Origin of the sequence: Niallia laureatilytica (assembly GCF_046613985.1) — a bacterium.
GTDB lineage: Bacteria > Bacillota > Bacilli > Bacillales > Cytobacillaceae > Niallia.
Window position 1 is genome coordinate 320,405 of the sequence record NZ_JBKKHP010000004.1, and the last position, 25,917, is coordinate 346,321.

Annotated in this window: 23 protein-coding genes; 16 read left to right on the top strand and 7 right to left on the bottom strand. The window is 39.5% G+C overall.

The features are described from left to right. Window positions 1-113: 113 nt before the first annotated feature. From gltB to ACLIJJ_RS13400, 8 genes are all read left to right on the top strand, one after another. A complete protein-coding gene (gltB, locus tag ACLIJJ_RS13365) occupies window positions 114-4,667 on the top strand; it encodes a glutamate synthase large subunit (protein ID WP_251646183.1) in 4,554 nt (1,517 codons plus the stop codon). A 17-nt stretch (window positions 4,668-4,684) separates the two neighbouring features. Continuing rightward, window positions 4,685-6,175 carry a glutamate synthase small subunit gene (gene gltD / locus ACLIJJ_RS13370; protein ID WP_233313923.1) on the top strand — a complete coding sequence of 497 codons (1,491 nt, stop codon included), beginning with the start codon at window positions 4,685-4,687 and terminating at the stop codon, window positions 6,173-6,175. 220 nt (window positions 6,176-6,395) lie between these two features. Next, window positions 6,396-6,935 (top strand): HD domain-containing protein, encoded by a 540-nt coding sequence (locus tag ACLIJJ_RS13375; protein ID WP_233313922.1) that lies wholly within the window; start codon window positions 6,396-6,398, stop codon window positions 6,933-6,935. A gap of 97 nt (window positions 6,936-7,032) precedes the next feature. Beyond that, window positions 7,033-7,497, top strand: a complete 465-nt coding sequence (locus tag ACLIJJ_RS13380) for a hypothetical protein (protein WP_237941387.1) — start codon at window positions 7,033-7,035, stop codon at window positions 7,495-7,497. A 75-nt stretch (window positions 7,498-7,572) separates the two neighbouring features. Next, the gene (locus ACLIJJ_RS13385; RefSeq protein WP_341076744.1) at window positions 7,573-9,807 is read left to right on the top strand and encodes a DEAD/DEAH box helicase; all 2,235 of its coding nucleotides are present in this window, start codon (window positions 7,573-7,575) and stop codon (window positions 9,805-9,807) included. A gap of 84 nt (window positions 9,808-9,891) precedes the next feature. Continuing rightward, entirely contained in the window at window positions 9,892-10,098 is a 207-nt protein-coding gene (locus ACLIJJ_RS13390) for a hypothetical protein (protein ID WP_233313919.1), read from the top strand. Between the two features lie 79 nt (window positions 10,099-10,177). Next, window positions 10,178-10,837: a peptidylprolyl isomerase gene (locus ACLIJJ_RS13395; protein ID WP_233313918.1), complete on the top strand. Its 660-nt coding sequence runs from the start codon at window positions 10,178-10,180 to the stop codon at window positions 10,835-10,837. 118 nt (window positions 10,838-10,955) lie between these two features. Beyond that, a complete protein-coding gene (locus ACLIJJ_RS13400) occupies window positions 10,956-11,390 on the top strand; it encodes a peptidylprolyl isomerase (protein ID WP_233313917.1) in 435 nt (144 codons plus the stop codon). Window positions 11,391-11,502: 112 nt separating this feature from the next. On the opposite strand, the gene ACLIJJ_RS13405 is transcribed toward ACLIJJ_RS13400, so the two are convergent. After that, on the bottom strand, window positions 11,503-12,225 hold the full coding sequence (locus tag ACLIJJ_RS13405; RefSeq protein WP_233313916.1) for a glycosyltransferase: 723 nt from the start codon (window positions 12,223-12,225) through the stop codon (window positions 11,503-11,505). 189 nt (window positions 12,226-12,414) lie between these two features. Between ACLIJJ_RS13405 and ACLIJJ_RS13410 the strand changes: the two genes are divergently transcribed. Beyond that, window positions 12,415-13,539, top strand: a complete 1,125-nt coding sequence (locus ACLIJJ_RS13410; RefSeq protein WP_411411043.1) for a glycosyltransferase family 4 protein — start codon at window positions 12,415-12,417, stop codon at window positions 13,537-13,539. Between the two features lie 56 nt (window positions 13,540-13,595). Here ACLIJJ_RS13410 and ACLIJJ_RS13415 read toward each other — a convergent pair whose 3' ends face one another. From ACLIJJ_RS13415 to ACLIJJ_RS13440, 6 genes are all read right to left on the bottom strand, one after another. Continuing rightward, window positions 13,596-14,486 carry an NAD-dependent epimerase/dehydratase family protein gene (locus ACLIJJ_RS13415; RefSeq protein ID WP_411411044.1) on the bottom strand — a complete coding sequence of 297 codons (891 nt, stop codon included), beginning with the start codon at window positions 14,484-14,486 and terminating at the stop codon, window positions 13,596-13,598. Next, window positions 14,479-15,309 (bottom strand): dTDP-4-dehydrorhamnose reductase family protein, encoded by an 831-nt coding sequence (locus tag ACLIJJ_RS13420; protein ID WP_233313913.1) that lies wholly within the window; start codon window positions 15,307-15,309, stop codon window positions 14,479-14,481. The genes ACLIJJ_RS13415 and ACLIJJ_RS13420 overlap by 8 nt, the downstream gene beginning before the upstream one ends. Next, complete coding sequence (locus tag ACLIJJ_RS13425) at window positions 15,310-16,296, bottom strand: polysaccharide biosynthesis protein (protein ID WP_233313912.1); 987 nt, start codon at window positions 16,294-16,296, stop codon at window positions 15,310-15,312. Then, window positions 16,289-17,380 (bottom strand): non-hydrolyzing UDP-N-acetylglucosamine 2-epimerase, encoded by a 1,092-nt coding sequence (gene wecB, locus ACLIJJ_RS13430; protein WP_341076754.1) that lies wholly within the window; start codon window positions 17,378-17,380, stop codon window positions 16,289-16,291. The genes ACLIJJ_RS13425 and wecB overlap by 8 nt, the downstream gene beginning before the upstream one ends. A 167-nt stretch (window positions 17,381-17,547) precedes the next feature. Continuing rightward, on the bottom strand, window positions 17,548-18,066 hold the full coding sequence (locus tag ACLIJJ_RS13435; RefSeq protein ID WP_233313910.1) for a hypothetical protein: 519 nt from the start codon (window positions 18,064-18,066) through the stop codon (window positions 17,548-17,550). 42 nt (window positions 18,067-18,108) lie between these two features. After that, complete coding sequence (locus tag ACLIJJ_RS13440; protein WP_233313909.1) at window positions 18,109-18,627, bottom strand: hypothetical protein; 519 nt, start codon at window positions 18,625-18,627, stop codon at window positions 18,109-18,111. Between the two features lie 156 nt (window positions 18,628-18,783). Between ACLIJJ_RS13440 and ACLIJJ_RS13445 the strand changes: the two genes are divergently transcribed. The 7 genes from ACLIJJ_RS13445 (at window position 18,784) to ACLIJJ_RS13475 (ending at window position 25,895) form a co-directional block, all read left to right on the top strand. Next, window positions 18,784-20,034 carry a glycosyltransferase family 4 protein gene (locus ACLIJJ_RS13445; protein ID WP_341076760.1) on the top strand — a complete coding sequence of 417 codons (1,251 nt, stop codon included), beginning with the start codon at window positions 18,784-18,786 and terminating at the stop codon, window positions 20,032-20,034. A gap of 37 nt (window positions 20,035-20,071) precedes the next feature. Beyond that, window positions 20,072-21,304, top strand: coding sequence for a glycosyltransferase family 4 protein (locus ACLIJJ_RS13450; protein WP_341076761.1), 1,233 nt, complete (start codon window positions 20,072-20,074; stop codon window positions 21,302-21,304). Continuing rightward, the gene (locus ACLIJJ_RS13455) at window positions 21,304-22,425 is read left to right on the top strand and encodes a hypothetical protein (RefSeq protein ID WP_411411045.1); all 1,122 of its coding nucleotides are present in this window, start codon (window positions 21,304-21,306) and stop codon (window positions 22,423-22,425) included. Before ACLIJJ_RS13450 ends, ACLIJJ_RS13455 begins: the two co-directional genes overlap by 1 nt. Before the next feature lie 139 nt (window positions 22,426-22,564). Continuing rightward, on the top strand, window positions 22,565-23,476 hold the full coding sequence (locus ACLIJJ_RS13460; RefSeq protein WP_233313905.1) for an NAD-dependent epimerase/dehydratase family protein: 912 nt from the start codon (window positions 22,565-22,567) through the stop codon (window positions 23,474-23,476). 146 nt (window positions 23,477-23,622) lie between these two features. Continuing rightward, on the top strand, window positions 23,623-24,252 hold the full coding sequence (locus ACLIJJ_RS13465; protein ID WP_411411046.1) for a DUF1796 family putative cysteine peptidase: 630 nt from the start codon (window positions 23,623-23,625) through the stop codon (window positions 24,250-24,252). Beyond that, window positions 24,227-24,934: a DUF1796 family putative cysteine peptidase gene (locus tag ACLIJJ_RS13470; protein WP_411411047.1), complete on the top strand. Its 708-nt coding sequence runs from the start codon at window positions 24,227-24,229 to the stop codon at window positions 24,932-24,934. Before ACLIJJ_RS13465 ends, ACLIJJ_RS13470 begins: the two co-directional genes overlap by 26 nt. Window positions 24,935-25,145: 211 nt before the next feature. Continuing rightward, window positions 25,146-25,895 carry a glucose 1-dehydrogenase gene (locus ACLIJJ_RS13475; protein ID WP_411411048.1) on the top strand — a complete coding sequence of 250 codons (750 nt, stop codon included), beginning with the start codon at window positions 25,146-25,148 and terminating at the stop codon, window positions 25,893-25,895. Window positions 25,896-25,917 lie beyond the last annotated feature (22 nt).

The following is a 25,917-nucleotide window of genomic DNA, read 5'->3' on the forward strand; positions in this document are numbered from 1 at the left end:
TCAATATTAGATTACTTCTATCCAAATAATATATTGTATATATGAATTTGCATAGTATAATTGGGTTATCTGAACAAAAAAAAGTGTTAGAAAATCTGACAGGGGTGGTTGAAATGACGTACAACCAATTAGCTAAAGCACAAGGTCTATACCGACCTGAATTTGAACATGATGCGTGTGGAATCGGGTTATTTGCTCATATTAAGGGGATGGCAACTCACGACATCGTTTCAAAGGGACTAAGCATGCTATGTAAATTGGATCATCGCGGTGGTCAAGGCAGCGATCCGTTGACCGGAGATGGATCCGGATTAATGGTTCAAATTCCAGATGCATTTTTCCGCAAGGAGATTACGGATTTTGAATTGCCAGAGCGCGGACAATATGGTGTCGGAATGGTTTTCTTTTCAAAGGACGATCCAAACAGACATGAAATTGAAAATAAGATAAATGAATATATCGAGCTTGAGGGCCAAGAGCTACTCGGCTGGCGTACTGTACCTACAGATGTCAGAAAAATCGGAAAAGTCGCTCAAAAGAGCTGTCCTGTAATTCGACAAGTGTTTATTAAAAATAATAATGGTTTAGAGAAGCTTGGTTTCGAACGCAAGCTTTATATTATCCGTAAATTATCTGAAAATTGGGGCAAGGCAGAAGAAAGAGAATTTTACTTTGCGAGTCTGTCTACGAGCACCATTGTATATAAAGGGCTGTTAACTTCTGATCAAGTAGAAACATTCTATCTTGATGTGCAAGACCCAGAATTCGTGTCCGCATTTTCTATTGTGCATTCACGTTTCAGCACAAATACTTTTCCAAGCTGGGAAAGAGCCCATCCAAACCGTTATTTGATCCATAACGGAGAAATTAACACATTGCGCGGTAACTTCAATTGGATGAAGGCAAGAGAACAGCAATTTGTGTCAGAAGCTTTCGGTGATGACCTGCAAAAGGTTCTGCCAATTCTTGATGCAAATGGAAGTGATTCATCTGTTTTCGATAACGCCTTGGAATTCTTCATTCTTGCAGGCCGTAAGCCGGCTCATGCAGCAATGATGCTTATCCCGGAGCCTTGGACAGAGAACCCTCACGTGACTGGCGAGAAAAGAGCATTTTATGAGTTTCATAGTGCAATGATGGAGCCATGGGATGGTCCGATGGCCATCACATTTACAGATGGTAAGCAAATCGGGGCAATATTAGACCGAAACGGTTTACGTCCTGCTCGTTATTATGTGACAAAAGATGATTATATTGTGTTCTCCTCCGAAGTAGGTGTTGTACCGGTAGAAGAAGAAAACATTCTATATAAAGACCGTTTAAGCCCAGGAAAAATGCTGTTAATAGACTTAGAGGAAGGCAGAATCGTTTCTGACGATGAGCTGAAAAGCGAAATTTCATCACAAGAGCCGTATGCAGAATGGCTGGAGGAAGTTGTTAAGCTAGAGCAATCGGAAAACGATGAAGCAGAGTCTTTCCAAGATTTACTGACACGCCAGCGTGCTTTCGGATACACGTATGAAGATATCCAAAAAAACTTGCTGCCTGTTGTAACAGAAGGCAAGGATCCAATCGGTTCAATGGGGAATGACACGCCGCTTGCTGTATTGTCTGAAAAGTCCCAATCATTATTCAACTACTTCAAGCAGCTGTTCGCCCAAGTAACCAATCCTCCTATTGATGCAATCAGGGAGCATGTGGTCACATCAACATTGACTTGGTTAGGAGCTGAAAGCAACCTGCTGCACCCGACGGCTGAGAATTGTCGCCGCATTCAGTTGGAAGGTCCAATCCTTTCTAATGCTGAAATCAATCAGCTGAAAGCAAATGAGCTGTACGGATTTACAGCACAAAGCTTTGCAGCGACTTTCACAGATAACTTGGAGATGAGTCTTCAAAGCCTGTTGAAGCAAGCAGAAAATGCCATTGCTGAAGGTGTTAGCCTGTTAATTGTAACGGATAGAGGAATGAATCAAGAACAAAAAGCTATACCTGTCCTGTTAGCAGTCAGCGCACTGCACCAGCATTTAATTGAAAAAGGACTTCGATCAAAGGTTAGTATCATCGTAGAATCAGGTGAAACACGAGAGGTTCATCATTTCGCGAGCTTAATCGGTTTTGGTGCAGATGCTATCAACCCGTATTTAGTGTATGCGACTTATCAGAAGACAATTGAAGATGAATTGCTGAACATTTCCTACGAGGAAGCTGTAGCACGCTATAATCTTGTAATTACTGAAGGTGTCGTTAAAGTAATGTCCAAAATGGGTATCTCTACCGTGCAAAGTTACCGCGGAGCCCAAATCTTTGAAGCAGTCGGCATTGGCCAAGAGGTTATCGATAAATACTTCGCTGGAACTGTATCACAATTAGGCGGAATAGGTATAGAAACGATTGCAAAAGAAGCTGCTGACAGACATGATGCAGCATATGCAAATATTCTGGATGAGACTTTAGATTCTGGAAGTGAGTTCCAATGGAGAAAAGGCGGAGAACATCACGCGTTCAATCCAAAGACAATTCATACATTGCAATGGGCATGCCGAAAAGCTGATTACAGCTTATTTAAGCAATATTCAGAGGCAGCAAATGAAGAGAGATTAAACTTCTTGAGAAATTTGTTTGCCTTTAATGCTAACCAGAATCCAATTGATCTAGAAGAAGTCGAATCAGTTGAATCCATTGTAAAAAGGTTTAAAACAGGAGCTATGTCCTTTGGATCGCTTAGTAAGGAAGCGCATGAAACATTGGCAATTGCAATGAACCGTCTAGGCGGCAGCTCAAACAGCGGGGAAGGCGGAGAGGATCCAGCCCGTTACGAGCTTGATGTGAATGGCGACAATCGAATCAGCGCCATTAAACAGATTGCATCAGGACGTTTTGGTGTAAAAAGTCATTATTTAATAAATGCCCGCGAATTGCAAATCAAGATGGCGCAGGGTGCAAAGCCTGGGGAAGGCGGACAGCTGCCAGGAAACAAAGTATATCCTTGGGTTGCAGACGTAAGGGGCTCTACTCCGGGAGTTGGCTTAATTTCACCTCCGCCGCATCATGATATTTATTCTATTGAAGATTTGGCACAGCTTATTCACGATTTGAAAAATGCGAACCGTGATGCTCGAATCAGTGTGAAGCTTGTTTCAAAAGGCGGAATCGGCACGATTGCTGCAGGTGTGGCAAAAGGTGCGGCAGATGTTATTGTTGTTAGCGGCTATGATGGCGGTACGGGTGCATCACCAAAAACAAGTATCAAACATACTGGTCTTCCGTGGGAGCTTGGATTAGCTGAAGCACATCAAACATTAATGCTTAACGGTTTGAGAAGCAGAGTTGTCCTAGAAACAGACGGAAAGCTGATGACAGGTAAAGATGTTGTGCTGGCAGCATTGCTTGGCGCAGAAGAATTTGGCTTCGCAACAGCACCGCTCATCGTCTTAGGATGTGTAATGATGCGTGCTTGCCACTTGGACACATGTCCAGTCGGGATTGCCACACAAAATCCAGATCTTCGTTATAAATTTGCTGGAGATCCAGATCATGTTGTCAACTTCATGCGTTTTGTCGCAGAAGAAGTAAGAGAGATTATGGCACAATTAGGCTTCCGCACTGTTGATGAGATGATTGGAAGAACAGATGTATTAACTGTCGGTGAGAATGCTAAAAACCACTGGAAAGCAAAAGATCTTGATTTAACTAAGCTTCTTTACCAAGTGGATGGAATTAGAACATTCCAAACGCCGCAAAACCATAAAATTGCAGAAAGCATTGATATGAGAAAAATCCTGCCTGCAGTAGAAAAAGCGATTCAAAATGGCGAAAACATTGACCTGCACTACCATGTACGCAATACAGATCGTGTTATCGGTACAATTGTCGGCAGTGAAATTTCTAAAAAGTATGGAGAGCAGGGATTGCCTGAAGATACAATCAATCTGCATTTATCAGGGTCTGCAGGCCAAAGCTTAGGTGCATTTATTCCAAAAGGATTGACAATCCGCTTGAACGGCGATGTGAATGACTATGTTGGAAAAGGCTTATCCGGCGGTAAAATCGTCATTAAGACTCCATCAGTTGAATCGTTTTCTGCTCAAGATAATGTTATTGCAGGAAATGTTGCATTCTATGGTGCAACTAGCGGTGAAGCCTTCATTAACGGTAAAGCAGGAGAGCGTTTTGCAGTCCGAAACAGCGGAGCTAGCATTGTAGTTGAGGGTATTGGTGATCATGGTCTGGAATATATGACAGGCGGGGAAGTAGTCATCCTTGGTGAAGTCGGCAAAAACTTCGGTGCAGGTATGTCTGGAGGAATTGCTTATGTATTGCCAAGCGACAAGGACAGCTTTAAGGATCTTTGCAATATGGAAATGATTCTGCTTGAAGAATTGACAGATAAGGCAGAGTTGGAGAGAGTAAGGACTTTAATCAGTAAACATGCGGAACAAACAGACAGCTTCTCAGCACAGCAAGTGTTAAACAGCTGGGAGAAAAATGCTGCTAAATTCGTAAAAATAATCCCTAAAGATTACAAACGGATGATCAGCCAAATCCAAGAAGGCATTGACCATGGATTAACGCAAGAAGAAGCGGAAATGAAAGCTTTTGAGAGCAACTCAAACCAAGGCAAAAAAAAACAGCAAACTACTAAGATGACTTTAGCAGTTCGGTAAGAAAGGAGAGAAAACAATTGGGCAAAGCGACGGGTTTCATGGAATATAAAAGAGAGGAAGCGGAAGAAAGGTCTCCCCTCTCCCGCATTAACGATTTTAAGAAGTATTCTGCTCCTTTCTCTGACGAGGTGCTAAGCAGACAAGGTGCACGATGTATGGATTGCGCCACACCATTTTGCCATATCGGGATGGAAATCGGAGGAAGCACCTCCGGTTGCCCGATTCATAACTTGATTCCTGAATGGAATGATTTAGTTTATAAAGGAAGATGGAAGGATGCACTTGAAAGATTGCTGAAAACAAACAACTTCCCTGAATTTACAGGAGCAGCATGTCCTGCCCCTTGTGAAGGGTCTTGTGTCCTTGGCATTTCCGATCCAGCTGTAGCGATTAAGAATATTGAGAAAACTATTATCGATAAAGGGTTTGAAAACGGCTGGATTTCACCAAGAATACCATCACACCGTACAGGCAAGAAAGTAGCGATTGTCGGTAGCGGTCCTGCTGGCCTTGCCAGCGCTGATCAGCTTAACCAGGCGGGGCACTCTGTCACTGTATTTGAGCGCTCTGATCGTCCTGGCGGGCTGTTGATGTACGGTATCCCTAACATGAAGCTGGAGAAAAAGGATGTTGAAAGAAGAGTTAACCTCCTGACACAGGAAGGAATTGATTTTGTCACAAATACGGAAATCGGTAAAGACATTACGGCTGAAGAGCTAAAAGCTCAGTTTGATGCAGTTATCCTTTGTACTGGAGCGCAAAAGCAAAGAGATTTAAATATCGAAGGCAGAGAAGCAAATGGCGTTCATTTTGCAATGGATTATTTGACACAATCAACGAAGAGCCTGCTTGATCCAAGTCTAGGTAAACCGAGCATTGATGCAGAGGGCAAGGATGTTATCGTGATCGGCGGCGGTGATACTGGGGCAGACTGTGTTGCAACAGCACTTCGTCAAAAATGCAAAACAGTTGTTCAGTTCGGAAAACACCCACAGCTAGGATTAGCTCGTGCTACTGATAATATGTGGCCTGCTTTCCCTCATGTTTTCACACTTGATTATGCGTATGAAGAAGCACAAAAGCAATTTGGTAAAGATCCTCGTGAGTACAGCATCCAAACAACGAAAATGGTGCATGACGAAGAGGGGAACCTGAAGGAGCTTCATACAGTGCAAATGGAGAAAATCAGACAAGAGGACGGCAGATTTTTATTTAAAGAGATTCCTGGCTCAGAAAAGGTTTGGCCTGCTCAGCTAGTGTTTATTGCGATTGGATTTGAAGGTCCAGAACAATCTGTTCTTTCTCAGTTTGGTGTAGATACACGCAATAACAAAATTGCCGCTAAATATGGCGAATTTGAAACAAATGTAGATGGCGTTTTTGCAGCAGGTGATGCAAGAAGAGGCCAAAGCTTAATTGTATGGGCAATAAATGAAGGCCGAGAAGTTGCGTATAAAGTAGATCAATATTTGATGGGTGTAACTTGTTTGCCAACCGTTAATGCATAATTATTTTCTGGTATCCTAAAGGATGCCAGTTTTTTTTATGGAAGAAGAATAAATCATACATAAAATGGGTAAAAAAATGAAAATGTGTTTACCCTTTTTATTATCTTTTTTCATCTAATAGTATATAATGGGTAAAAATCAAGGGCTGTCCTCGTAATAGAGCAATTAATATTTAAGTTTTTTGGACATTGCCTGCAACAATTCAAGGGGAGTGTCGGAGATGAGAGATGTAAGACTGACAGATATTTTTAAACACCATATTGCGCAGAAGTATATTACGCGATCAGGATTAGCTCATGCTCTGGCCGTAGCTTATCATGCTTTTGAGTTGGCTAAAGAAAGAAATATAGATGTGGATAATGCCGCTAAAGCAGGATTTCTTCATGATATGGGACATTATACGTGGTATAAGGACGGTAAATGGGATTATCAGCTGTATAAAAAAAATGATATTCATCCTATTAAAGGGGCAGAAAGAGCACATAAACTCCTTATCAGACTCGGTGAAAATCCGGTTAAAGCAAAAGAAATTGCATTAGCTGTTTTGTTTCATACAGACAGTTTCATTCCTGGAGGAAATGTCATCCTAACACCGCTGCAGGAAATTGTTAAAGCAGCAGACGAAAAGGATGAGGAGCCAGGCGGGCATCACCATTACCGGACGATAAGTATTAAAAGAGCAATAGAGAGCTTGGAAAGACTAGACGAAAAAATTGATAAATATATCACCCAAGACGAAGATAAAACGGAAGGAAAGTAGGCAATTATGCCCCTTTTCCTTCCGTTTTTTTGCATTATTGCATAATTGCAAAGAGCGGAAAAATAATAAAGGGAAATTAACGAATAGGAGTATTATCATGACAGCTAAAATGATACTTTATATAAGTTTGCTTCTCCCGTGGTTTTCCTTGCTGTTTGCTAATAAGAAGCGCATTAAAAAGTATATACCTGTAATAATTTTAACGGTTTTTTTAATGACAATCATTTTTCAAATAGCGTTTCATTATAAATGGTGGATTATTCATACATATATTGTTCCATGGGGATATATGATTGATGTTAGCTTCGCATATGGGCTATTTCCGGTAGGAACGTTTTGGATATTTTATTTCACAAGCAGCCGCTTTATTATTTTTACGATTACGAACATCATCATGGATACATTAATGGCATTTGCAGTGCTGCCAGGCTTAAGTAAGCTTCATATTGCTGAATATAAAGGGATTGCTCCATGGCAGTATTTTTTAATCATGTACGGACTTTCGTTTATCATATATGGTTATTATGTTTGGCAGCAGAGGATATACAAGGAAGACCCTTGAGTCTTCCTTTTTTCATTCATGATGACAATTTGGTGCTATAATAAAAAAATCATTAAGAAGTTAGAAGGGAATACAATGATAAGCACCTCTAGATATATAAAAGAATGGCAGCTTGCTCTTCAGCAGGAAATAAATCATTTAAAAAGGTTCTCCAGTACGAAAATAGCGTTATTTAATGGCCAACATCTTCAAACAGAGGAGAACTATACATATTATTTTGAAAGCATTTCTTTCGTTAAAATACCTATCGGTTCATCGGTTGTCCTTACTTGGGGGAAAGCCAAGATTAACGGCCGCATACTGTCTTCAGATGGTAAAAGCTTAATCCTCCAGATTGACAAATCAATCGGCGATTATGTGTCAGAAGCTTTTGTTAGCCACGATCCTTGGGAGCTTTTGGAGCAGCTGATGATCCGGTTTGATGCGATTAAGGAAAATAAGACGAAAAGAATGCGAATTAAAAGGCTGATGAATCCTTCCATGCCTGCGAAGCATCCCCAGGATATGATTAAAAACCATGTTCATGATCTTTCCTTGAGAAGCAAGTATAATCCCATCACCTTTGTATGGGGACCGCCGGGAACAGGTAAAACATATACATTAGCAAGAGTTGCCCTCCAAAAATATTGGAAGGGAAAAAGGATTCTTCTCCTGTCTCAAAGCAACCAAGCAGTAGATGTGCTCATGAAGGAAATAACGAAAACAGCACAAAACAAAAAAAGATTTAAAATTGGCGATATTCTCCGGTATGGAGGCAATGCAGCAGAAATGGATATGCACGATGAAAAAATAACAACAAGTGCACTTCTTGACGAGAAGGACAAAGCTTTAGCTGTTCAAAAACAAGAATTGTTAGATGAAAAGATTAAATTAAAAAGAGATTTAGCGAGATCCTTCAGTAGCAGAGATTCACAAGCTCTACTTAAAATGGAGGAACAGATTGCAAGAGTATTAGAAAAAATACGAAAAAAAGAATTGCAGTTTATTAAAAAGGCGATGGTAGTTGGCACTACACTTGCTAAAGCTGCGACAGACCCAGCTATTTATGAGGATGAATATGATCTTATTCTCCTTGATGAAGCAAGTATGGCCTATGTGCCGCAAACAGCCTTTGCAGCTTCACTTGGAAAGCGATTGATCGTTTGCGGCGACTTTAAACAATTGCCTCCGATTGCAGCAAGCAGAAGCGAAGCAGTGAATAAATGGCTGAAAGAGGATATTTTCCATGCGTCAGGCGTTGCCGACAGTGTAGCATCTGGGTCCCTTCATCAGCATTTGCTGTTACTGAATGAACAGAGAAGGATGCATCCAAGCATATCGTCTTTTACTAATAAGCATATTTATCACTCACTTGTTTCCGATCATCCAACCGTTTCATCATCGCGAAAAGCGATCACAGAAAAAGGTCCTTTTCCGAAAGAAGCCAATATCCTCTTGGATACAAGTAATTTTGGCTATTATGGCGGCTTTGAAAAAGGTACAAAATCACGTATTAATCTCATGCATATGCTGCTCTCCTTACAGCTGATTGTCGAAGCATGGAAAAGCGGAATAAGAAGCATTGGCTATGTGACGCCATATAGAGCTCAAAGTGAACTGATGGACGCTGTTACCGCTGAACTGTTCCCTAAGCAGCTTGCTGATAGCAGTATTCAGATAGCGACAGTCCATCGTTTCCAAGGCAGTGAAAAGGATATGATTATATTTGACAGCACAGAAGGGTACCCTCATGAGCGGCCGGGAATGCTGCTGCTTGGAAAAGACAGTGACAGATTATTGAACGTGGCAATTACGAGGTCTAAGGGTAAGTTTATTCATATTGCTAACTGTGATTTCATCAAAAGAAGAGTAGGCAGAGATAAGGCTGTAAGAAAGCTTGTGGAGCATCAATGGAGTGAGAATTTACTAGTTGAACAGCAGAAAATCGGCACATGGATTAATTCCAGCCACCCGTATCTTAAATGGCAGCATGCAAAAAACACGAAAGATATATGGGAAGATATGAAGAATGGAAAAACCGTTGTTGCTGCAATGCCGGATATAGTTCAAGTTCCACAAGACTGGCTGCAGCTTTTAGAAGCAATTGCTGCAAACACATTATGCAAAGTATATGGTCCAGTAAAGAGTTTTAAAAATAAACGTGTCGATAGTATGGAATATGACGCTCCCTTTCCGTTTGTCATTGTAGATGAACACATCGTATGGATTGGTCATCCACTGCAGCTCGTGCCAGGAGCAAAGCCACCTTCCATAGCAGTCAGAATAGAATCGAAACAGCTTGCCGCCTATTTGCTTAAACAGCTGTCGTAAAATTTACGATGGTTGTTTACAGCCTTAAAGGAAACAGGGTATCATTTAATAGTAGTTTGTAAATTTTTCTGGAGGGATTGCTAAATGACTTTAAAAGAAACGGTTGGGCAAGTGCTCACAACAGAAGATGCTGTAAATAAAGCACTCGAAACATACGATAGTGAAGGGTATATTACTGTCACTGACAAGGAAGCACAAGAGCAAATCCTTGCTAAGCTTGAAGATAATGGATTTTATGTGTATGATGAACAATTTATTGATGGAGTTTACCGTATCTATATTGAACTGTAAGTACATTTGACTGTTTTAGATTTGTTTATTTTTATCTCTTTATGTACAATTAATTCGTCAAGTATATAGGGGGTGTAATATGGAACAGAAGAAGAAATTCCGACAAAACAGATTATTGCTTGCATGTTTGTTGTTGCTAACGATGGGACTTGCAGCATGCGGCAGTACGAATGAAGCGGAGGATTCAAAAAGCTCTACATCTAATTCTCCAACTATTGAGGTAAATCCAATTGTGACCATTACCATGGAAGATGATTCAAAGATTGAAATCGAATTATATCCGAAAAAAGCGCCGAATACTGTCAACAACTTTGTTACACTTGTAGAAAAGGGTTACTATGATGGATTAACATTTCATCGAGTTATTCCTGACTTCATGATCCAAGGCGGAGATCCAGCGGGGAATGGCACAGGTGGTCCTGGCTATGCGATAAATGGGGAGTTCTCAGACAATGGATTTGACAATGATCTGAAGCATGAACGAGGCGTAATCAGCATGGCAAGATCAGGCGATCCAGATTCAGCAGGCTCTCAGTTTTTCATTATGACTAAAACGACAGAAAGCTTGGATGGCCAATATGCTGCATTTGGTAAAGTCATTAGCGGCATGGAAGTAGTCGACAAAATCGTTGCCGTTGACAGAGATGCTAATGATAAACCGAAGGAAGATGTTATCATGAAGAAAGTAAGTGTGGATACGAAGGGCGTTAATTTTCCAGAGCCGCAAAAGGTAGAATAGCACTAGCTTTTTTTTAAGGACAAGCAATACATTTTATTTCTTGATAGAATGTATGGTATGATAAGTTGAAACATTTGTCCCAACAAAATAGGGACAAAGATTAAAGGAGATGTAAATAATGGCAGAAAATGGATACATACTAATGCAAAACGGTGAAAAGATCGAATTCGAACTTTATCCGAACGAAGCACCAGGAACAGTAGAAAACTTCACAAAACTTGCTAAAGAAGGCTTTTATGATGGATTGACTTTCCATCGCGTTATCCCAGGCTTCGTAAGCCAAGGTGGAGACCCTAACGGCAACGGTACAGGCGGTCCTGGTTACACAATCAAATGTGAAACACAAGGCAATCCTCATACACACCAAGAAGGCTCATTATCAATGGCTCATGCTGGTAAAGACACTGGCGGTAGCCAATTCTTTATCGTACATGATCCTCAACCGCATTTAAACGGAGTACATACAGTATTCGGTAAAGTAACATCTGGAATCTCTGCTGTTAAAGCGATGAGAAACGGCGATGTTATGGAGAAAGTTGTAATCGGAGAATAATTATAGCAATACTTAGACAAACCCCTATCGAACAAAAGGATCGATGGGGGTTTGTCCTATTCTAACTGTAATTATAGATTTTACGCATCCAAATAATCACTTTTTTATTTATTTAAAGAAGTAAATAATGATCAACAATATACTGAACTATAAGCGGTCTGTACATTGCCTCAATGACCTGCATTTCTGCAAGCATCTGCTGTTGGTATTTAGTCGTACCAGATTCAGAATGGGAGCGGAACTGTGTCAATGACTCTTCCAAGTAAACAATATGCACCCCTTTAGACAGTAAACGAAACCACATTTCATAATCATGTGTATATACCATTGCAGGGTTAAAGTCTCCATATTTTTCAAAAATGGTTTTTTTGATTAAAATGGTACATCCGTTTATTGGGTTAGAGTATAAATAACCTTCATATACTGCCTTCATAGTTGAATAGTTGGCACCATTAGATGGGATTCGTACATTATTGTTACTGTCGATAATATCATAGTTTGTAAAGCTTGCGTCTAATCCTCTTTCCAACATAAATTCCATTTGCCGCTTAAGTTTTTCGGGCTTGAAAAGATCATCTGAGCTAAGCCAGGCTATATACTCACCGGTCGCTTCTGCAATGCCCCTGTTCAAAGCTGTTGCAGTACCACCATTTTCTTTTCGAATATACTTTATTCGTGACCTATATGGCATAATTTTTTCTCTGTATTTAACGGAGCCATCGTCAACTAGAACTATTTCTACATTCGGATAGGTTTGATTCAAGGCACTCCTGATGGCTTGATCTACATAAGCGCAATTATAAAAAGGGATGATGATTGATATTTTCGGATACAACTTACTTCCTCCTTCTTTTTATTCCTCTGTTTGTGTAGAAATTCTTTTCAGTAATAGTAATATATGTATATCTCCTGCTTGCTGTATAGGTATGTGCTTGACTGAATTACATCATTCATCAAAGTTTTTTCTCCCTAAAAGACAAAAAAGAGGTCAAATTGGAGCACTTTTCCATATCCTATTAGAAGCATGTTAAAAAATAATGATATGAAGGGATGCTGGAAAACAACAATGAATATTCTATTTGTCTATTATGTGCCGAGCGGCGGGGTGGAAACATTAAATCGCCAACGTTCAGCTGCCCTTAAACAGGCTGGTATTAACAGCCATTTCCTATATTTCCGCAAAGCAAGAGATTTAGTTAATGACCATGAAGGACCAACATTTATCACAGATGATGATACAGAAATTAAAGCAATTTTAGATAAAGGCAATTATCAATGGATGGTAATCATTTCAGACTATAAATCGATTCCGCGCTTTCGGAATTTCGGATACACTGGCCCTATTATTTTGGAGATACAAGGGTATGGACCAAAGCATGTGGCCAGAACCGAAATGACGAACGCAATTCCATATGTGACAACACCAAAAGTTGGGTTACTCAATCCTAAGACACCCCATATTTCTCAAATTTTCAGTGAATTATTTCCGTCCATACCAACCTACCAATTTAATAATTGTTTCGACAGCAAAAAATTCGCATATAAGCGCCTGCCAAAATCGGAGAAACCGATTGTAGCTTGGATTGGACGACTGGAGGACAATAAAAACTGGAGAGAGTTTCTGCAGATAGGAAAACAGCTCTTAAATGATGTTAATAATGGTATTCAGCTTTATATGTTTGAGGATCCTACATTATCGACACAAGAGGAGAGAGCAGCCTTTCAACTTTTAGTGGAACAGCTCCAGCTAGCTGAACATTTGACAGTATTGCCGAATATCCCGAATGAACAAATGGCAGATTATTATTCGATGATTGGAGATTCGGGCGGTTTTCTATGCTCTACATCTAAAGTGGAAGGTGCACCTTATTCTGTGCTCGAAGCATTCAGCTGCAAATGTCCTGTACTTACAACAGACTCTGATGGGGTGAGAAGTTCTATTATCCATAATGTAACTGGAAAGTATTATCCGCTAGGAGATATTGAAGCGGCGTGTAAGGAAGCGAAGGAGTTGATGTTCTCCGTACCATTGAGGGAACATATCCGAACAAGTGCTTACTTGCATTTGAGACGTGAATTCAGTCCAGAGCAGTACTGCCAGAACTTTGTTTCCATGATGAGTCATTTTGGTGTAAAACCACAGAACTAGAGAAATCAACTGGTAACTACTAAAGAGAGTCGCGCATTTCATGCACGACTCATTTTTTATCCTTGATAATAATTGATCATATCAACTAAAGAAGATGTCAGTGACCTTTCCTGCTGCCAGCCTAACCCTTTCAGTTTAACAGGGTATATCACAGGAGCAGTATCGGAAGCATCAGAACAAGCTGATTTTATATCAATAGTTCTTCCTGTTAATTGTTCCAGATGCGCTAAAACATTTCCTAACGACTGGCTAACACCTGTTGTAATATCATACACTTCGTTTTTGCTTCCTTTAAGCAAGATATATTCATATGCAGACACAACATCGCGAACGTCGATAAAATCCCTTGTTGCATTAATATTTTGAACCTTGATAACTGGTGTTTTTCCATCTTTTGAAGCCTCGAGAATATTTTTAATAAAAATTGCACAAACGCCGTTAGAATTACCAGGGCCAATCAAGTTTGTTGGTTTTGCGACTCTAATGTCCATATCATACAGATTAGCCCAAGATAGAGCAATCATTGTTTGGATTGTTTTGCTTAAACTGTAAGGGTGCGGGATAGCGGATATATCCTGTGGATTGGTCTGCAAGGCTGAACCGACAATTAGAATTTTACAGTCTGGCCTGTGATTAGCTGCTGCCTGAAGCAAATAGGCTGTTGATAGCGCATTTATTTCCAGTGTTTTAACAGGATTATCCCAGGAGTCTCCGACATGATTTTGTCCTGCAAGATGCAGCAAGTAATCCGGCTTGCATGTTTCAATTAATTTATCCACATCCTGTTCGTTAGCTAAATCACATAGTAGGAGCTGTTTAATGCCAGGAATGAGGGAATTTGGATTTTTAGCTGCTCCATAAACATGGTAGCCTTTTTCTGCAAAAAATCTGCAAGCGTGGATTCCTGTAAACCCGCTAGCACCGGTAATTAAGATTGTTTTATTCATTTGCTTTCATCCAAGTTTTCATTTCCTTTAGCATATCCAAGTATGAGGGGGGAGTGTAGACATAATCTGTCCTCGTATTTACGATTGTCCTGTCAAGTTTATTTTCCTTATCAGGAAGGATTTTCACATCCTTTTTGTCAAACACTGTTTGGAACAGCTTTAGCAATTCGTACTTTGAAATTTTTTCTTTTACACATAAATGATAAAGACCTGTTACATTATTTTCAATCATCTTTTCAGTTGCTTTCGCCAGCTCTATGGTTGTTACACCATTCCAATATACGTGCTCATATCCATTAATTTCACCAGTCTGCTTCATAAACCACAAGAAGAGGCCAATTCCATGTTCTTTTTGTTCAGGGCCAATTATCGAAGTTCGAATAGTCAGGTTTTCATCATCTTTAATTTCCCCGTATTGCTTTGTTTTGGAATATTGGGTAGTACCATCTGGAATACTGTCCTCTGTATAATCTCCTTCATCGCCGGAAAACACACAATCTGTACTAATATGAATCAATTTTCCGCCGTTTCTTTTCGCTAGTTTGACGAGCTGATGCGGTAAAAAGCTGTTAACTTGCATGGCAATAAAAGGATTTTTCTCGGCATCTTCGTTTAAGATGCCGATACAGTTAATGATTATATCTGGTTTTATAGATTCAATGATTTTCTCCAAAGAAATCAGATCGGTCACGTCCAGATAAATACTATCTTTATCCTGCTTATCCCTTGATGTGTAATAGACTTTAAATTTCGGATTTTTTCTGAAATAAGCTACCATTACATGTCCTGCCATCCCTTTGCCACCAAGGACTAAGAGCTTCATTTAGATAAGACCGCCTTTCGATAGCATCTCCTTGATTTCCTCTTTGCTGATTAAGCCGATGCCAGAATTATACTCATCCAGGTCAACAGGAGAGCAATTTTCATAATGCTCTTTTAACCCATCAATATGAATGGATGGCAAGATAACATAATATTCCTCATCATAAATGCATGTTGTAGTACACTCATATTTGGACAGCAGCAGCTCATGAATTTTCTCCCCTGGGCGGATTCCGAGTATTTCGGTTTTTACATTTTCTACTTGTGAAAGTTCGACTATTACATCTGCTAAGTCTATAATTCGGCATGCAGGCATTTTCATGACAAAAATCTCGCCGCCAAAGCTTTCAAATGTTGCTTTAAATACTAGTTTGATTGCCTCTTGTACGGTCAAAAAGAATCTTGTCATTTTTAGATCTGTGATGCCGACCGTTTGCTTATCACGAATTTGCTTTTTGAAGACATGGATAACACTTCCGTTTGTTCCGAGAACATTACCACCGCGAATGCAGACGAATTTCGTATCTGTATTAAGTGTGTTCGCATGAATGATTAATTTTTCTCCCATCGCTTTTGATAAACCATAGAAATTAGACGGATCAGAAGCTTTGTCTGTTGAAATATAGACGACCTTGTGGACATTTTGTGCAATCGCAGCATCTATGACATTCTGGGTGCCAATGACGTTTGTTTTTAATGCTTCAAGAGGCTGGTGTTCACAAATTGGCACGTGCTTTAAGGCTGCTAAATGGAATAAATAATCGATATTTTGGCATGCATCCATCAAGGTTTCTTTTTCTTTAATGTCACCAATAATAAAATGCAGCTTAGGATGATTGTCAAACTCTTGTTTCATCATGAATTGCACAGATTCATTTCTGGAAAAAATGCGAATTTCCTCTGGATTTTCATTGAGCAGCTGCTTCACCAGCTCATGTCCCCATGAACCAGTTCCACCAGTAATTAAAATCTTTTTATTTTCAAACAACTTTCATTCCTCCCAATACAATTTTTACTATTTTATCTGATACATTCACATGATCATAGCCTTCAGGAAAAGACCATTTTCTTGATTGATTAACCATTGCCTGCACACAGCTTGTGATGTGTTTGCCATTCAGCCCGGACAGGATATTACTTCCGCATTCAATTGTTTCCATCCGTTCTGTAGTCTTGCGGATTGTTACAGTCGGAACATGGAATAAGCAGCATTCCTCCTGGACAGTTCCACTGTCAGTAAGCACACATAGGGCGTTTTGTTCTAGCTTCACAAAATCAAAAAATCCAAATGGCTCATAAAATTCAATTAAAGGATCAATCTTCAGCTCTTTGTTTTGTTCTATACGAGCTCTCGTGCGGGGATGTATGCTGCAAATAATCCTTTTTTTATACAATTTTGCTATCGAATTGATGCCAGTAATGATTTCCTTTAACCGATCTTTATAATCGACATTTTCCGCTCTATGTGTGGTCACAAGGAAATAATCTTGTTCTTTAAGGGAAAGTTTTTCTAATATCCCACTAGAATCAATTTGTTCGCCATAATGAAGCAGTACCTCGTAAATGGGATTTCCAGTCACAAGTATTCTGCTCGATGGGAATCCTTCCTGCATAAGATTCTGCTTGCTTTGTGGTGTGTATGGGAGATTAAAGCTAGAGACACTGTCAATTAGCTTTCTATTTTTTTCTTCTGGAACTTCCAAATCAAAGCATCGGTTTCCAGCTTCCATATGATAGACTGGAATGCCCATTCTTTCTGCTAAAATGGAGCTTAAACCACTGTTTGTATCACCAAGTACCAACACTTTATCCGGCTTTTCTCTATTTAATATCAGTTCTAATTCTTTGAATATGACGGCAAGCTGTTCTCCCAACGACTGATGCTTTTCACTAAGCACATAATCTGGCTTTCTTATTCCCATTTCCTGAAAAAATATTTCACTTAATGACGAAGTGAAGTTTTGTCCGGTATGCACAAGGATATGTTTATCTGCCAATTGATCGAGTTTGCCAATTATCAAACTAAGACGTATGATCTCTGGCCTTGTCCCCAATATTGTCAATACTTTCATTTCTCACCTCTCGTAAAGCCTGTAATGAAGAATCTCTATAACATATGCATGTCCGTACCGCATGTTCTAGGCAGCAATCCTTTTTTATAGAAAATTATGTTAATAAATGTTCATAAGTAAAAAAAACTTCCCGCTAATAAAGTGGGAAGCATAAACAGTTATTTTAGTTACAGTGCAATTACTTCGTTAACCGTAACCTGTCCTAAATAATTTCCAGTGCCTGCTGCGCCTGATGTTACTGTTGAAGTAATAGTCAAAACTGCGTTAGTGCCGAGAAGCTGCAATGCAAGAAGGGCATCGCCGGATGCGATTTCTACACTTAAAGGTCCACCTGCATTCACAACATTCGTAAATACCGGTATTGTCGCAATAACAATGCCTAGTAGGTTGACGACTTCTAATATTCCGCTAACGATGACTGTTTCTGTTCCAGAAAAGGCATAGTTGACACTGACTGGCAAAGCAACATTTAAAAGACCTAACGGAAAAGTGAATCTGCTTACGAAGGTTACTGTTTGGTTCGTTGCACTATTAGGGGCCCAAATATAAGCATTGCTCCCGTCAATGAATGGGGCAGTGGCAGATGGTGTTACCACAACTGGTATTTGTGGAAATGTTCCGCCAGCAGTATTTGCGACAATAGTTGTATTGGCCGGAGTAGTATAACTTTGTAAAACGATTGGCATTTTTTCACCTCCTAGTTTTAATCTATCAGTTAGTTTTTAGGTTTAGACAATTGTTTGAACTGTGATTTCTCCTAGATAACGGCCAGTGTTGACTGGTTCGTAAGGAGTCGTTATAGGTGCAGTCACAACAGCATCAATTGTAATGTTTATCGTGCCGCCTAGTATACTTGCTGCCAATAGAGTATCAGCTGCAATTGTGCTTACGTTTAACGGATTTCCTAAATTCGTATCACCTGAGAATAAAGGAACTGTAAGGACAATGATTCCTAATACATCCAGTACCTGTAATGTTCCTGTAACAGACACAGTTTGATTTCCAGCATATGCATAAAATACTGTTAATGGCAAAGCTAGACCTAACGCTGGAGCACCTAATGAAAAGACACTGCGGAATGTTACTGTTTGGCCAGAAACACTGACTGGAGACCAAATGTAGGAGCTGTTTCCATCAATTAACGGAGTTTGTGGGCCTACAGTAACAACAGGACCAGGTGCTGTAGCAGAGTCTGCAATTCGGACAGTGTTTGTTGGATTTGTAAAGGCTTGTAATGCAACAGGCATTTATTTCACCTCCTTTCAATTTCTCGGAAGTTACAAAATAGCTTATGTGCAAAATACTAAGAAGCTTGGACAAATATTATGGGTAAAATATGGATTTTTTTAGAAAGTCCACCCATTTTACAGGCAACAGCCTATACTAGTTTTATTTATTTAAATATGAATAAAGAGACAAAGCGGAAAGGGGCTGTATATATGAAAATCCTGCTTGCGACATACTGGATCGTTCCACATGTCGGAGGAGTATGGAATTATATGAACCAATTAAAAAAACGACTTGAGGTATTAGGACATGAAGTAGATTTATTAGGGTACGGAGAATTGCATAAGTACACATATTTTGTATCAGAAGAAAAAAAGATTTTTAATGATGATTTACAAGTAGAAATAAACAGCCGTTTAGCAAGCATCCAGCATAAACCGTATATGGCAGATCCAGTTGTCACTTATTGTGAAAAACACCGGATTGGATATGAAATTGCCATTTCCAGTCTCGATTTGCTTAAGTACGATATCATTCATACACAGGATGTATTTTCAACAACTAGCTTTGGGAAGCTGCAGTTGAATGGACCTAAGTTAATTGCAACCTTGCATGGTTCAGTTGCACACGAAATGAAAGATCATCTTCTCTATGAACATGTTACAGCAACTTCCCAAATAGGCTGTACGTATTTCGATGAATTGGAGTATTTAGGAGCAACTTCTGCTGATGTAACAATTGTTGCAAACAATTGGCTTAAGGATATTCTCATCAATGAATTTCATGTACCAGCAGAGCAAATGACTGTCCTCCATTATGGATTTGATATAGAAGCTTTTTTGAACAGAATCGATCCGCAGGATAGGAGCATAACAAAACCAATTGGGAAACAAGTAATTCTTTTTACTGGAAGACTAGTTGCATTGAAAGGTGTGCACGTATTAATTGAAGCATTAAAACAGCTCAGAGGTTCTTTATCGAATTGGGTATGCTGGATTGTAGGAGAAGGTGAAAAGCTGAATGAACTTAAGCTTCAAGCTGCAGAAGCTGGTTTGGGAGATATGATTGTATTCTTTGGAAAACGAGAAGACATCCCGCAGTTTCTATCTAGGGCAGATGTCTATGTTTTGCCAAGCATGATCGAAAACCAGCCATTATCTGTTATTGAAGCACAGATTGTCGGCAAAGCATGTATTGTGAGCGATGCAGGGGGACTCCCTGAAATGATTACACATGGGTTAACAGGATTGATTGTTCCAAAAGGGAATGTCGAAGAGCTTCGGAACAGTCTTTATATGCTTTTAGTAAATAAGCAATACCAAACGTTTCTTGGAGCTAACGCCAAGCAATGGGGACTAAAGCATTGGTCCTTAGAAACTGGAGTGGAGAATATTATGGCGATTTATCGCCAAGCAACCACCCCTTAAGACTTAGAAATATTACAGTAAAGGAGAATCGAAAAATATGAAAATACTATTAGCAACCTATTGGCCCATTCCCCATGTCGGGGGAGTCTGGCATTATATGGAACAACAAAAAAGAGAATTAGAAAAACTCGGGCATGAAGTAGACCTGCTCGGGTTTAATGAAGATACAAGTGTTGTATATATCTACAATAAAGATATCTCCATTGAGAAAGAAAAAATCATGCCATTGCTCGAAGCGAAGCTGACAGAAGAAGCATATCCAGAGATCCATGCTAATGCACTAGTGAAATACACTGAATTTCAGCGTTATGTTTTTGAGCTTTCAGCGGCTTATCTTGGACTTGCAGAATACGATGTCATCCACACACAGGATGTCATTGCAACTGCAAGCCTTGCAAGGGTGTTGCCAGAGGGAACCGTGTTAGTTGCGACACTCCATGGTTCAGTGGCGCATGAAATTAGACACCAGCTGAAAGGAATGCATAAATCATCTACCGGTTATATGGCTCGAGCCTATTATGATGAAATGGAAAAGGTTGGTGCTACTGCTGCGGCGTATACAATTGTAGCAAACAACTGGATGAAAAAAATTCTAACAGAGGAGTTCCAAGTGCCAGAAGAGCAAATAAAGGTGCTGCACTATGGTTTTGACACTGATACATTCCTTTTGGAAACACAAAAGGTAAATGAATCACTGTTAATTCCTGAAGATAAAACAATTATTACCTATACGGGGCGCCTTATTGAAATGAAAGGTGTACATCATTTAATTGCTGCCTTAGGTAAGCTTAAGGAAGACAGAGACGATTGGGTTTGTTGGATTATTGGGGAAGGCGATAAACAGAAGGAATTGGAAAAACAAGTAATAGAACTAGGATTGGAGGATGATGTATTTTTCTTTGGGAATCGGAGTGATGTCCCGTATCTAGTTTCCCAGTCCGATATTTATGTATTTCCTAGTCTATTGGAAAATCAGCCACTGTCACTGGTAGAAGCACAAATTGCCGGAAAGCCTGCCATTGTAAGTGATGCAGGAGGACTTCCTGAAATGGTTGAGGACGGGGTGACAGGTTTGATCTATCCGGCTGAAGATGTAGATGCATTATACGGTTTGTTGCAGCTGCTGTTAAGTACGCCTGAATTTCAATCCATTATTGGAAATAATGCAAGAGTATGGGGACTGGAGCATTGGTCATTATCTAAAGGAGCTAAAAGTATTCTGGAAGTGTATGAGCTTGCGTTAGCAAAAGGGAGGGAGGAAGGAAGGTAATGAAGTTTCCTTGGAAACAGAACATCCATAAAATTCTCCCCTTTTCTGTAAAAAAGGAAGATGTGGACAAGACGAATGATCTTAATAAAGAAGAAAACACAAATAATCATACAGATGAAAAGAAGGCTAAAAAAACACAAAGACCGCTGCAATGGCGTCAACATCAACAGTGGCAGAATTATCAAAAATGGTTCGAACAGCAGCGAGAGCAGGAAAAGCAACGAAAATTAGAACAGCAAAAAAGACTAGAACAGTACCAGAGAGTAGTAGAGCAACAAAGACTTGAAACACAACAAAGATTAGAGGCACAACAAAGTCGTAAGAACCAGCATAAGCTCGAAACTCAACAAAGGCTTGAGGCACAGCAGAAGCTGGATACACAGCAAAAGCTTGAGAAACAGCAGAAGCTCGAAACACAGCAGAAGCTTGAGGCACAGCGGAAGCTGGAAACACAACAAAAGCTCGAGACACAGCAAAGACTCGAAGCACAGAAAAAGCTTGAAGAGCAGCAAAAACTCGAAGCGCAGAAAAAGCTAGAGGAGCAGAAAAGGCAGGAAGAACGGCAAAGAGTGTGGGAAAAAATCGATTCTGTTCTTCCTTCGGATTACAACATACCAAACGAAAAATCGATATCTGTTTTTCAGCCGATGAAGGTAGATGCGTATCAACATTTATTTATTAGGAACTCCCCTGCTAATACCGCAGCAAAGCCGTTATTTATTGATAATCATATTATGGACCGACTTGGTGAAGTGCTACCTCAAGACTATCTTCTTCCTAATATCGGAACATTAGAGGTTTTCTCTAAGATGTCAAGTGACGTTTATAAATCTCTTTTTGTTAAAAAGCCGGGAGCAAAGCCGTTCTTTGTGGACCGGACAATATTTGATAAAATCGTAGCAGCTTTACCAGCTGATTATCACCTTCCTAACTCCCGCATGATAAAAATATTTGATGAGATGTCAAGTGACAACTATGATGATTTGTTTGAAAAAAGGGGACATACAAAAAAAGCCTTCGTGGATAGACGTTATGTAGATGAAATAACTTCGGCATTACCAATTAATTATAGAATCCCTGACACAACGGCAATCAACAAGATACCATCAGAAAAATTATGAGTTTTTTAGCGGATGGTTTGTCGCCATTCGCTTTTTTCTTATAAGGAGATGTCCATTTTTGGCTCAGTATGGGCACCCGCCATATACACGGAACACTCGAATATCATAAGCTATTAAAAATGAGTAGAGGAGCAGAAGGATGAAAGTAGCAGTTACTGGTGGAGCAGGGTTTATCGGCTCTCATTTAACAGATTATTTATTAAAAGAGGGATATGAAGTTCATATACTGGATAATTATTCGTCAGGCCATTATTTCCCTGAACATCCCAATGTGGTATTGCATGAAGTGGATATCCGCAGTGAAAGGGCACAAGCAATAATCGAAGCCGAAAAGCCTGCATTCGTATTCCATCTAGCAGCACAGGCAGATGTTACAAGGTCGATTAACAATCCATGTGAAGATGCAGATATCAATATCAACGGCACTATTAATATATTGGAAGGATGCCGGAAAGCAAATGTGAAAAAAATTATTTTTTCCTCTACATCTGCAGTGTATGGCAATCTTCAAAAAGAAACGATTGAAGAACACGATCGTACATCACCAATTTCCTATTATGGATTATCTAAATTATCTGCTGAACAATATATTCAACTTTACCAAGTATTATATGGACTGGATTTCACCATCCTGCGCTATGGAAATGTATACGGTCCAAGACAAACTGCCAAAGGAGAAGGCGGTGTTATTGCCGTTTTTATGGACAGGATTAAAGAAGGAAGCTGTTTAAAAATCCATGGAGATGGAAAACAGACACGAGATTTCGTATTTGTTGAGGATGTTGTGAAAGCAAACATCGCAGCAATGACAAGCGGCAGCAATGATATTTTTCATGTAAGTACAAATAAGCCAACAAGCATTAATCAACTTGCTGAGATTCTATTAGAACTTCATCCAGACAGTCTAGAAACCATTCATGTTACCAGCCGGACAGGTGATATTAAACACAGCTGTCTTTTAAATGAAAAATGCTGTGAACAGCTTGGATGGAAACCGGAGTACAGCATAAGTGAAGGCTTACAAAAAACCTATCATTATTATAATAATTAATAACCATTCTCCATATTGTGTTTCCTTTTCCTTGTAAAATTCAGTTTATAGTCGTATGCTGCTAGCCCCCTCTTCCATCACCTGTTTGCCTCTATGAGTTTTCATTTTGATAATGGCACACTAGTGTTATTAAAAGGAGTATGTACATGAAGCTTCATGAAATTAAAGGTGAATATGATGCTATTTATAGTTTAGGTGAAAACTGCCTGCCAGCCATGAAAATGAGACAGTTTCATCTCAGGCCATTTGCCGGTCCACTAGATTGGGTAGGGATTAGGTATGTGCACAATGTAGCCAAGCTGATTCGCACTTATTTTACCGGTTTTCTTGCAGAAGAGAACCTAGTCACTACCGGATATGCTTCAGACTCCGATTTGCTTGTATATGATATTGATAATATCATCAGCTTTAACCATGATTTTAAAACAGACAGGAATACGATTGATAATCTGATGGATTTGCCGTTTGTTAAGGAGAAGTACTACAGAAGAATCACCAGATTCATTCAGAGTGTACAGACTGATAAACGTATCTTATTCATTCGGTCAGTAGCATCCATTGAAGAAATTATTGAACTCCAATCCGCACTTCGTGAGGTTGTCAAAGGTGACTTTACACTATTAGTCGTTAATCACTATCCAGTTTCTGATCTTATTGAGCAAGAATGCAATATTGATAATGTTTGTTCTATATGGCTGCCAAATGAAGATATATGGGATGGAAATAATCATCTCTGGCAACAAATTTTCGATGGAATTTCTATTCGTCCGAAATGAAGGCATGAATAAAGGAGACTTAGAGTATATGAGTGTACAAGATATGAAAGGAACATATGACGCTATTTTCAGTTTAGGAGATTTGTGCTTAGCAAGCATCCAATTGCGTAAATTTAATTTGCGTCCATTTGCAGGGCCGCTGGACTGGATGGCTTCAAATAACCTGCCAGATGTTACTAGACTGCTGGCTAACAGATTTTCAGGATATATGGAACTTCATAACCTAAAAGCAACTGGAGAGTACTCGACAGGCATCAACTCTACAGATCCACATTTAGTCATTACAGATACCGCTTACAATATTGTTTCCAGCCATGATTTTCGAGCAGACAGCAATACATTTACAAACTTTCCGGAATATTCAAAGGTAAAACAGAAGGTAGATAGACGTGTGGAAAGAATGTTAAAATTTTTTGATGAAGGAGAACGCCTGTTATTTGTTAGGACAGAAGCATCATTTTCAGATACACTTCAGCTGCAAGCTGTCTTGTCTGATATTGTGAAAAATCAGTTTCATATACTGGTCGTCAATCATAATGACAGAGAGGATATGGAAGTGAAAAGCTGGCCAATCAAAAATGTTACAGTAGTGGAAATGCCTGAATACGAAAAGTGGACAAACAATGATGATTATTGGGAAGCTTTGTTTGAAAACATTAGTGTTAAAGAACTAGATGAATAAAAAACGCTCCATTATATGGAGCGTTTTTGCTTACTTTTTTTAATCTCCTGCAGGTAAATGCCCTTGTTAGTACGATAAGTCTAAGTATCTAATCGCAGGTAATTTAATTTTAAAGTGTTAATTTTTGAAATGTCTGGATTCCTTTATTACAATAATAATGAAATGTAAAAACTAAAATGGATGGGAACAAAAAAGGATAAAGGAGACAGCGATGAAATTTTCAAATCAAGTCGTCATCGTAACAGGCGCAAGCAACGGAATCGGTCAAAGCATTGCAGAGCACTATTTAAAGGAAGGTGCTAAGGTTGTTTTTGCAGATGTGGATGAAGCTGCGTCTAATAAAATAATTGAAGCGTCAGCTTATTCTGAAAATGCAGCTTTCATTAAAACAGACATAAGGCAGGAGCAGGATATTATTCGGCTGATGGAAGAAACGAAACAGAGGTTTGGCAGGATTGATATTTTAGTCAATAATGCAGGCAAGTCTCTGTTTAAATCTTTTTATAATCTAACAGTGGAGGAATGGGATGACATTATAAATACAAATTTGCGGAGTGTATTTTTATGCTCCCGCGAGGCAGCTAAGATAATGAGGCACAATGCAAACGGCGGCGCAATTGTGAACATGTCATCGACAAGGGCATATATGTCTGAACCGAATACAGAAAGCTATAGTGCAAGCAAAGGTGGAATTATGGCAATTACCCATGCATTGGCGAACAGTCTTGCAGATGACCGGATTGCTGTTAACAGCATTGCTCCTGGCTGGATTGAAACGAAGCATTATGATTCATTAAGGGATGTGGATCATGAGCAGCATTTATCCAAAAGAGTTGGTAAACCTTCTGATATCGCTAGAGCATGTCTATTTTTGACAGACAGAGAGAATAATTTCATCACAGGAACAAATCTTACAATAGACGGCGGGATGACGGTTAAGATGATTTATGAAGAAGATTGATTTCTAAAAAAAGCAAGGAGGG

Excerpts from the sequence above, each read along its gene's own strand:
- gltB (WP_251646183.1), top strand. The coding sequence starts at position 114 with ATGACGTACAACCAATTAGCTAAAGCACAAGGTCTATACCGACCTGAA.
- ACLIJJ_RS13375 (WP_233313922.1), top strand. The coding sequence starts at position 6,396 with ATGAGAGATGTAAGACTGACAGATATTTTTAAACACCATATTGCGCAG.
- ACLIJJ_RS13380 (WP_237941387.1), top strand. The coding sequence starts at position 7,033 with ATGACAGCTAAAATGATACTTTATATAAGTTTGCTTCTCCCGTGGTTT.
- ACLIJJ_RS13385 (WP_341076744.1), top strand. The coding sequence starts at position 7,573 with ATGATAAGCACCTCTAGATATATAAAAGAATGGCAGCTTGCTCTTCAG.
- ACLIJJ_RS13390 (WP_233313919.1), top strand. The coding sequence starts at position 9,892 with ATGACTTTAAAAGAAACGGTTGGGCAAGTGCTCACAACAGAAGATGCT.
- ACLIJJ_RS13395 (WP_233313918.1), top strand. The coding sequence starts at position 10,178 with ATGGAACAGAAGAAGAAATTCCGACAAAACAGATTATTGCTTGCATGT.
- ACLIJJ_RS13400 (WP_233313917.1), top strand. The coding sequence starts at position 10,956 with ATGGCAGAAAATGGATACATACTAATGCAAAACGGTGAAAAGATCGAA.
- ACLIJJ_RS13410 (WP_411411043.1), top strand. The coding sequence starts at position 12,415 with ATGTTAAAAAATAATGATATGAAGGGATGCTGGAAAACAACAATGAAT.
- ACLIJJ_RS13415 (WP_411411044.1), bottom strand. The coding sequence starts at position 14,486 with ATGAATAAAACAATCTTAATTACCGGTGCTAGCGGGTTTACAGGAATC.
- ACLIJJ_RS13420 (WP_233313913.1), bottom strand. The coding sequence starts at position 15,309 with ATGAAGCTCTTAGTCCTTGGTGGCAAAGGGATGGCAGGACATGTAATG.
- wecB (WP_341076754.1), bottom strand. The coding sequence starts at position 17,380 with ATGAAAGTATTGACAATATTGGGGACAAGGCCAGAGATCATACGTCTT.
- ACLIJJ_RS13435 (WP_233313910.1), bottom strand. The coding sequence starts at position 18,066 with ATGCCAATCGTTTTACAAAGTTATACTACTCCGGCCAATACAACTATT.
- ACLIJJ_RS13440 (WP_233313909.1), bottom strand. The coding sequence starts at position 18,627 with ATGCCTGTTGCATTACAAGCCTTTACAAATCCAACAAACACTGTCCGA.
- ACLIJJ_RS13445 (WP_341076760.1), top strand. The coding sequence starts at position 18,784 with ATGAATAAAGAGACAAAGCGGAAAGGGGCTGTATATATGAAAATCCTG.
- ACLIJJ_RS13450 (WP_341076761.1), top strand. The coding sequence starts at position 20,072 with ATGAAAATACTATTAGCAACCTATTGGCCCATTCCCCATGTCGGGGGA.
- ACLIJJ_RS13455 (WP_411411045.1), top strand. The coding sequence starts at position 21,304 with ATGAAGTTTCCTTGGAAACAGAACATCCATAAAATTCTCCCCTTTTCT.
- ACLIJJ_RS13460 (WP_233313905.1), top strand. The coding sequence starts at position 22,565 with ATGAAAGTAGCAGTTACTGGTGGAGCAGGGTTTATCGGCTCTCATTTA.
- ACLIJJ_RS13465 (WP_411411046.1), top strand. The coding sequence starts at position 23,623 with ATGAAGCTTCATGAAATTAAAGGTGAATATGATGCTATTTATAGTTTA.
- ACLIJJ_RS13470 (WP_411411047.1), top strand. The coding sequence starts at position 24,227 with ATGGAATTTCTATTCGTCCGAAATGAAGGCATGAATAAAGGAGACTTA.
- ACLIJJ_RS13475 (WP_411411048.1), top strand. The coding sequence starts at position 25,146 with ATGAAATTTTCAAATCAAGTCGTCATCGTAACAGGCGCAAGCAACGGA.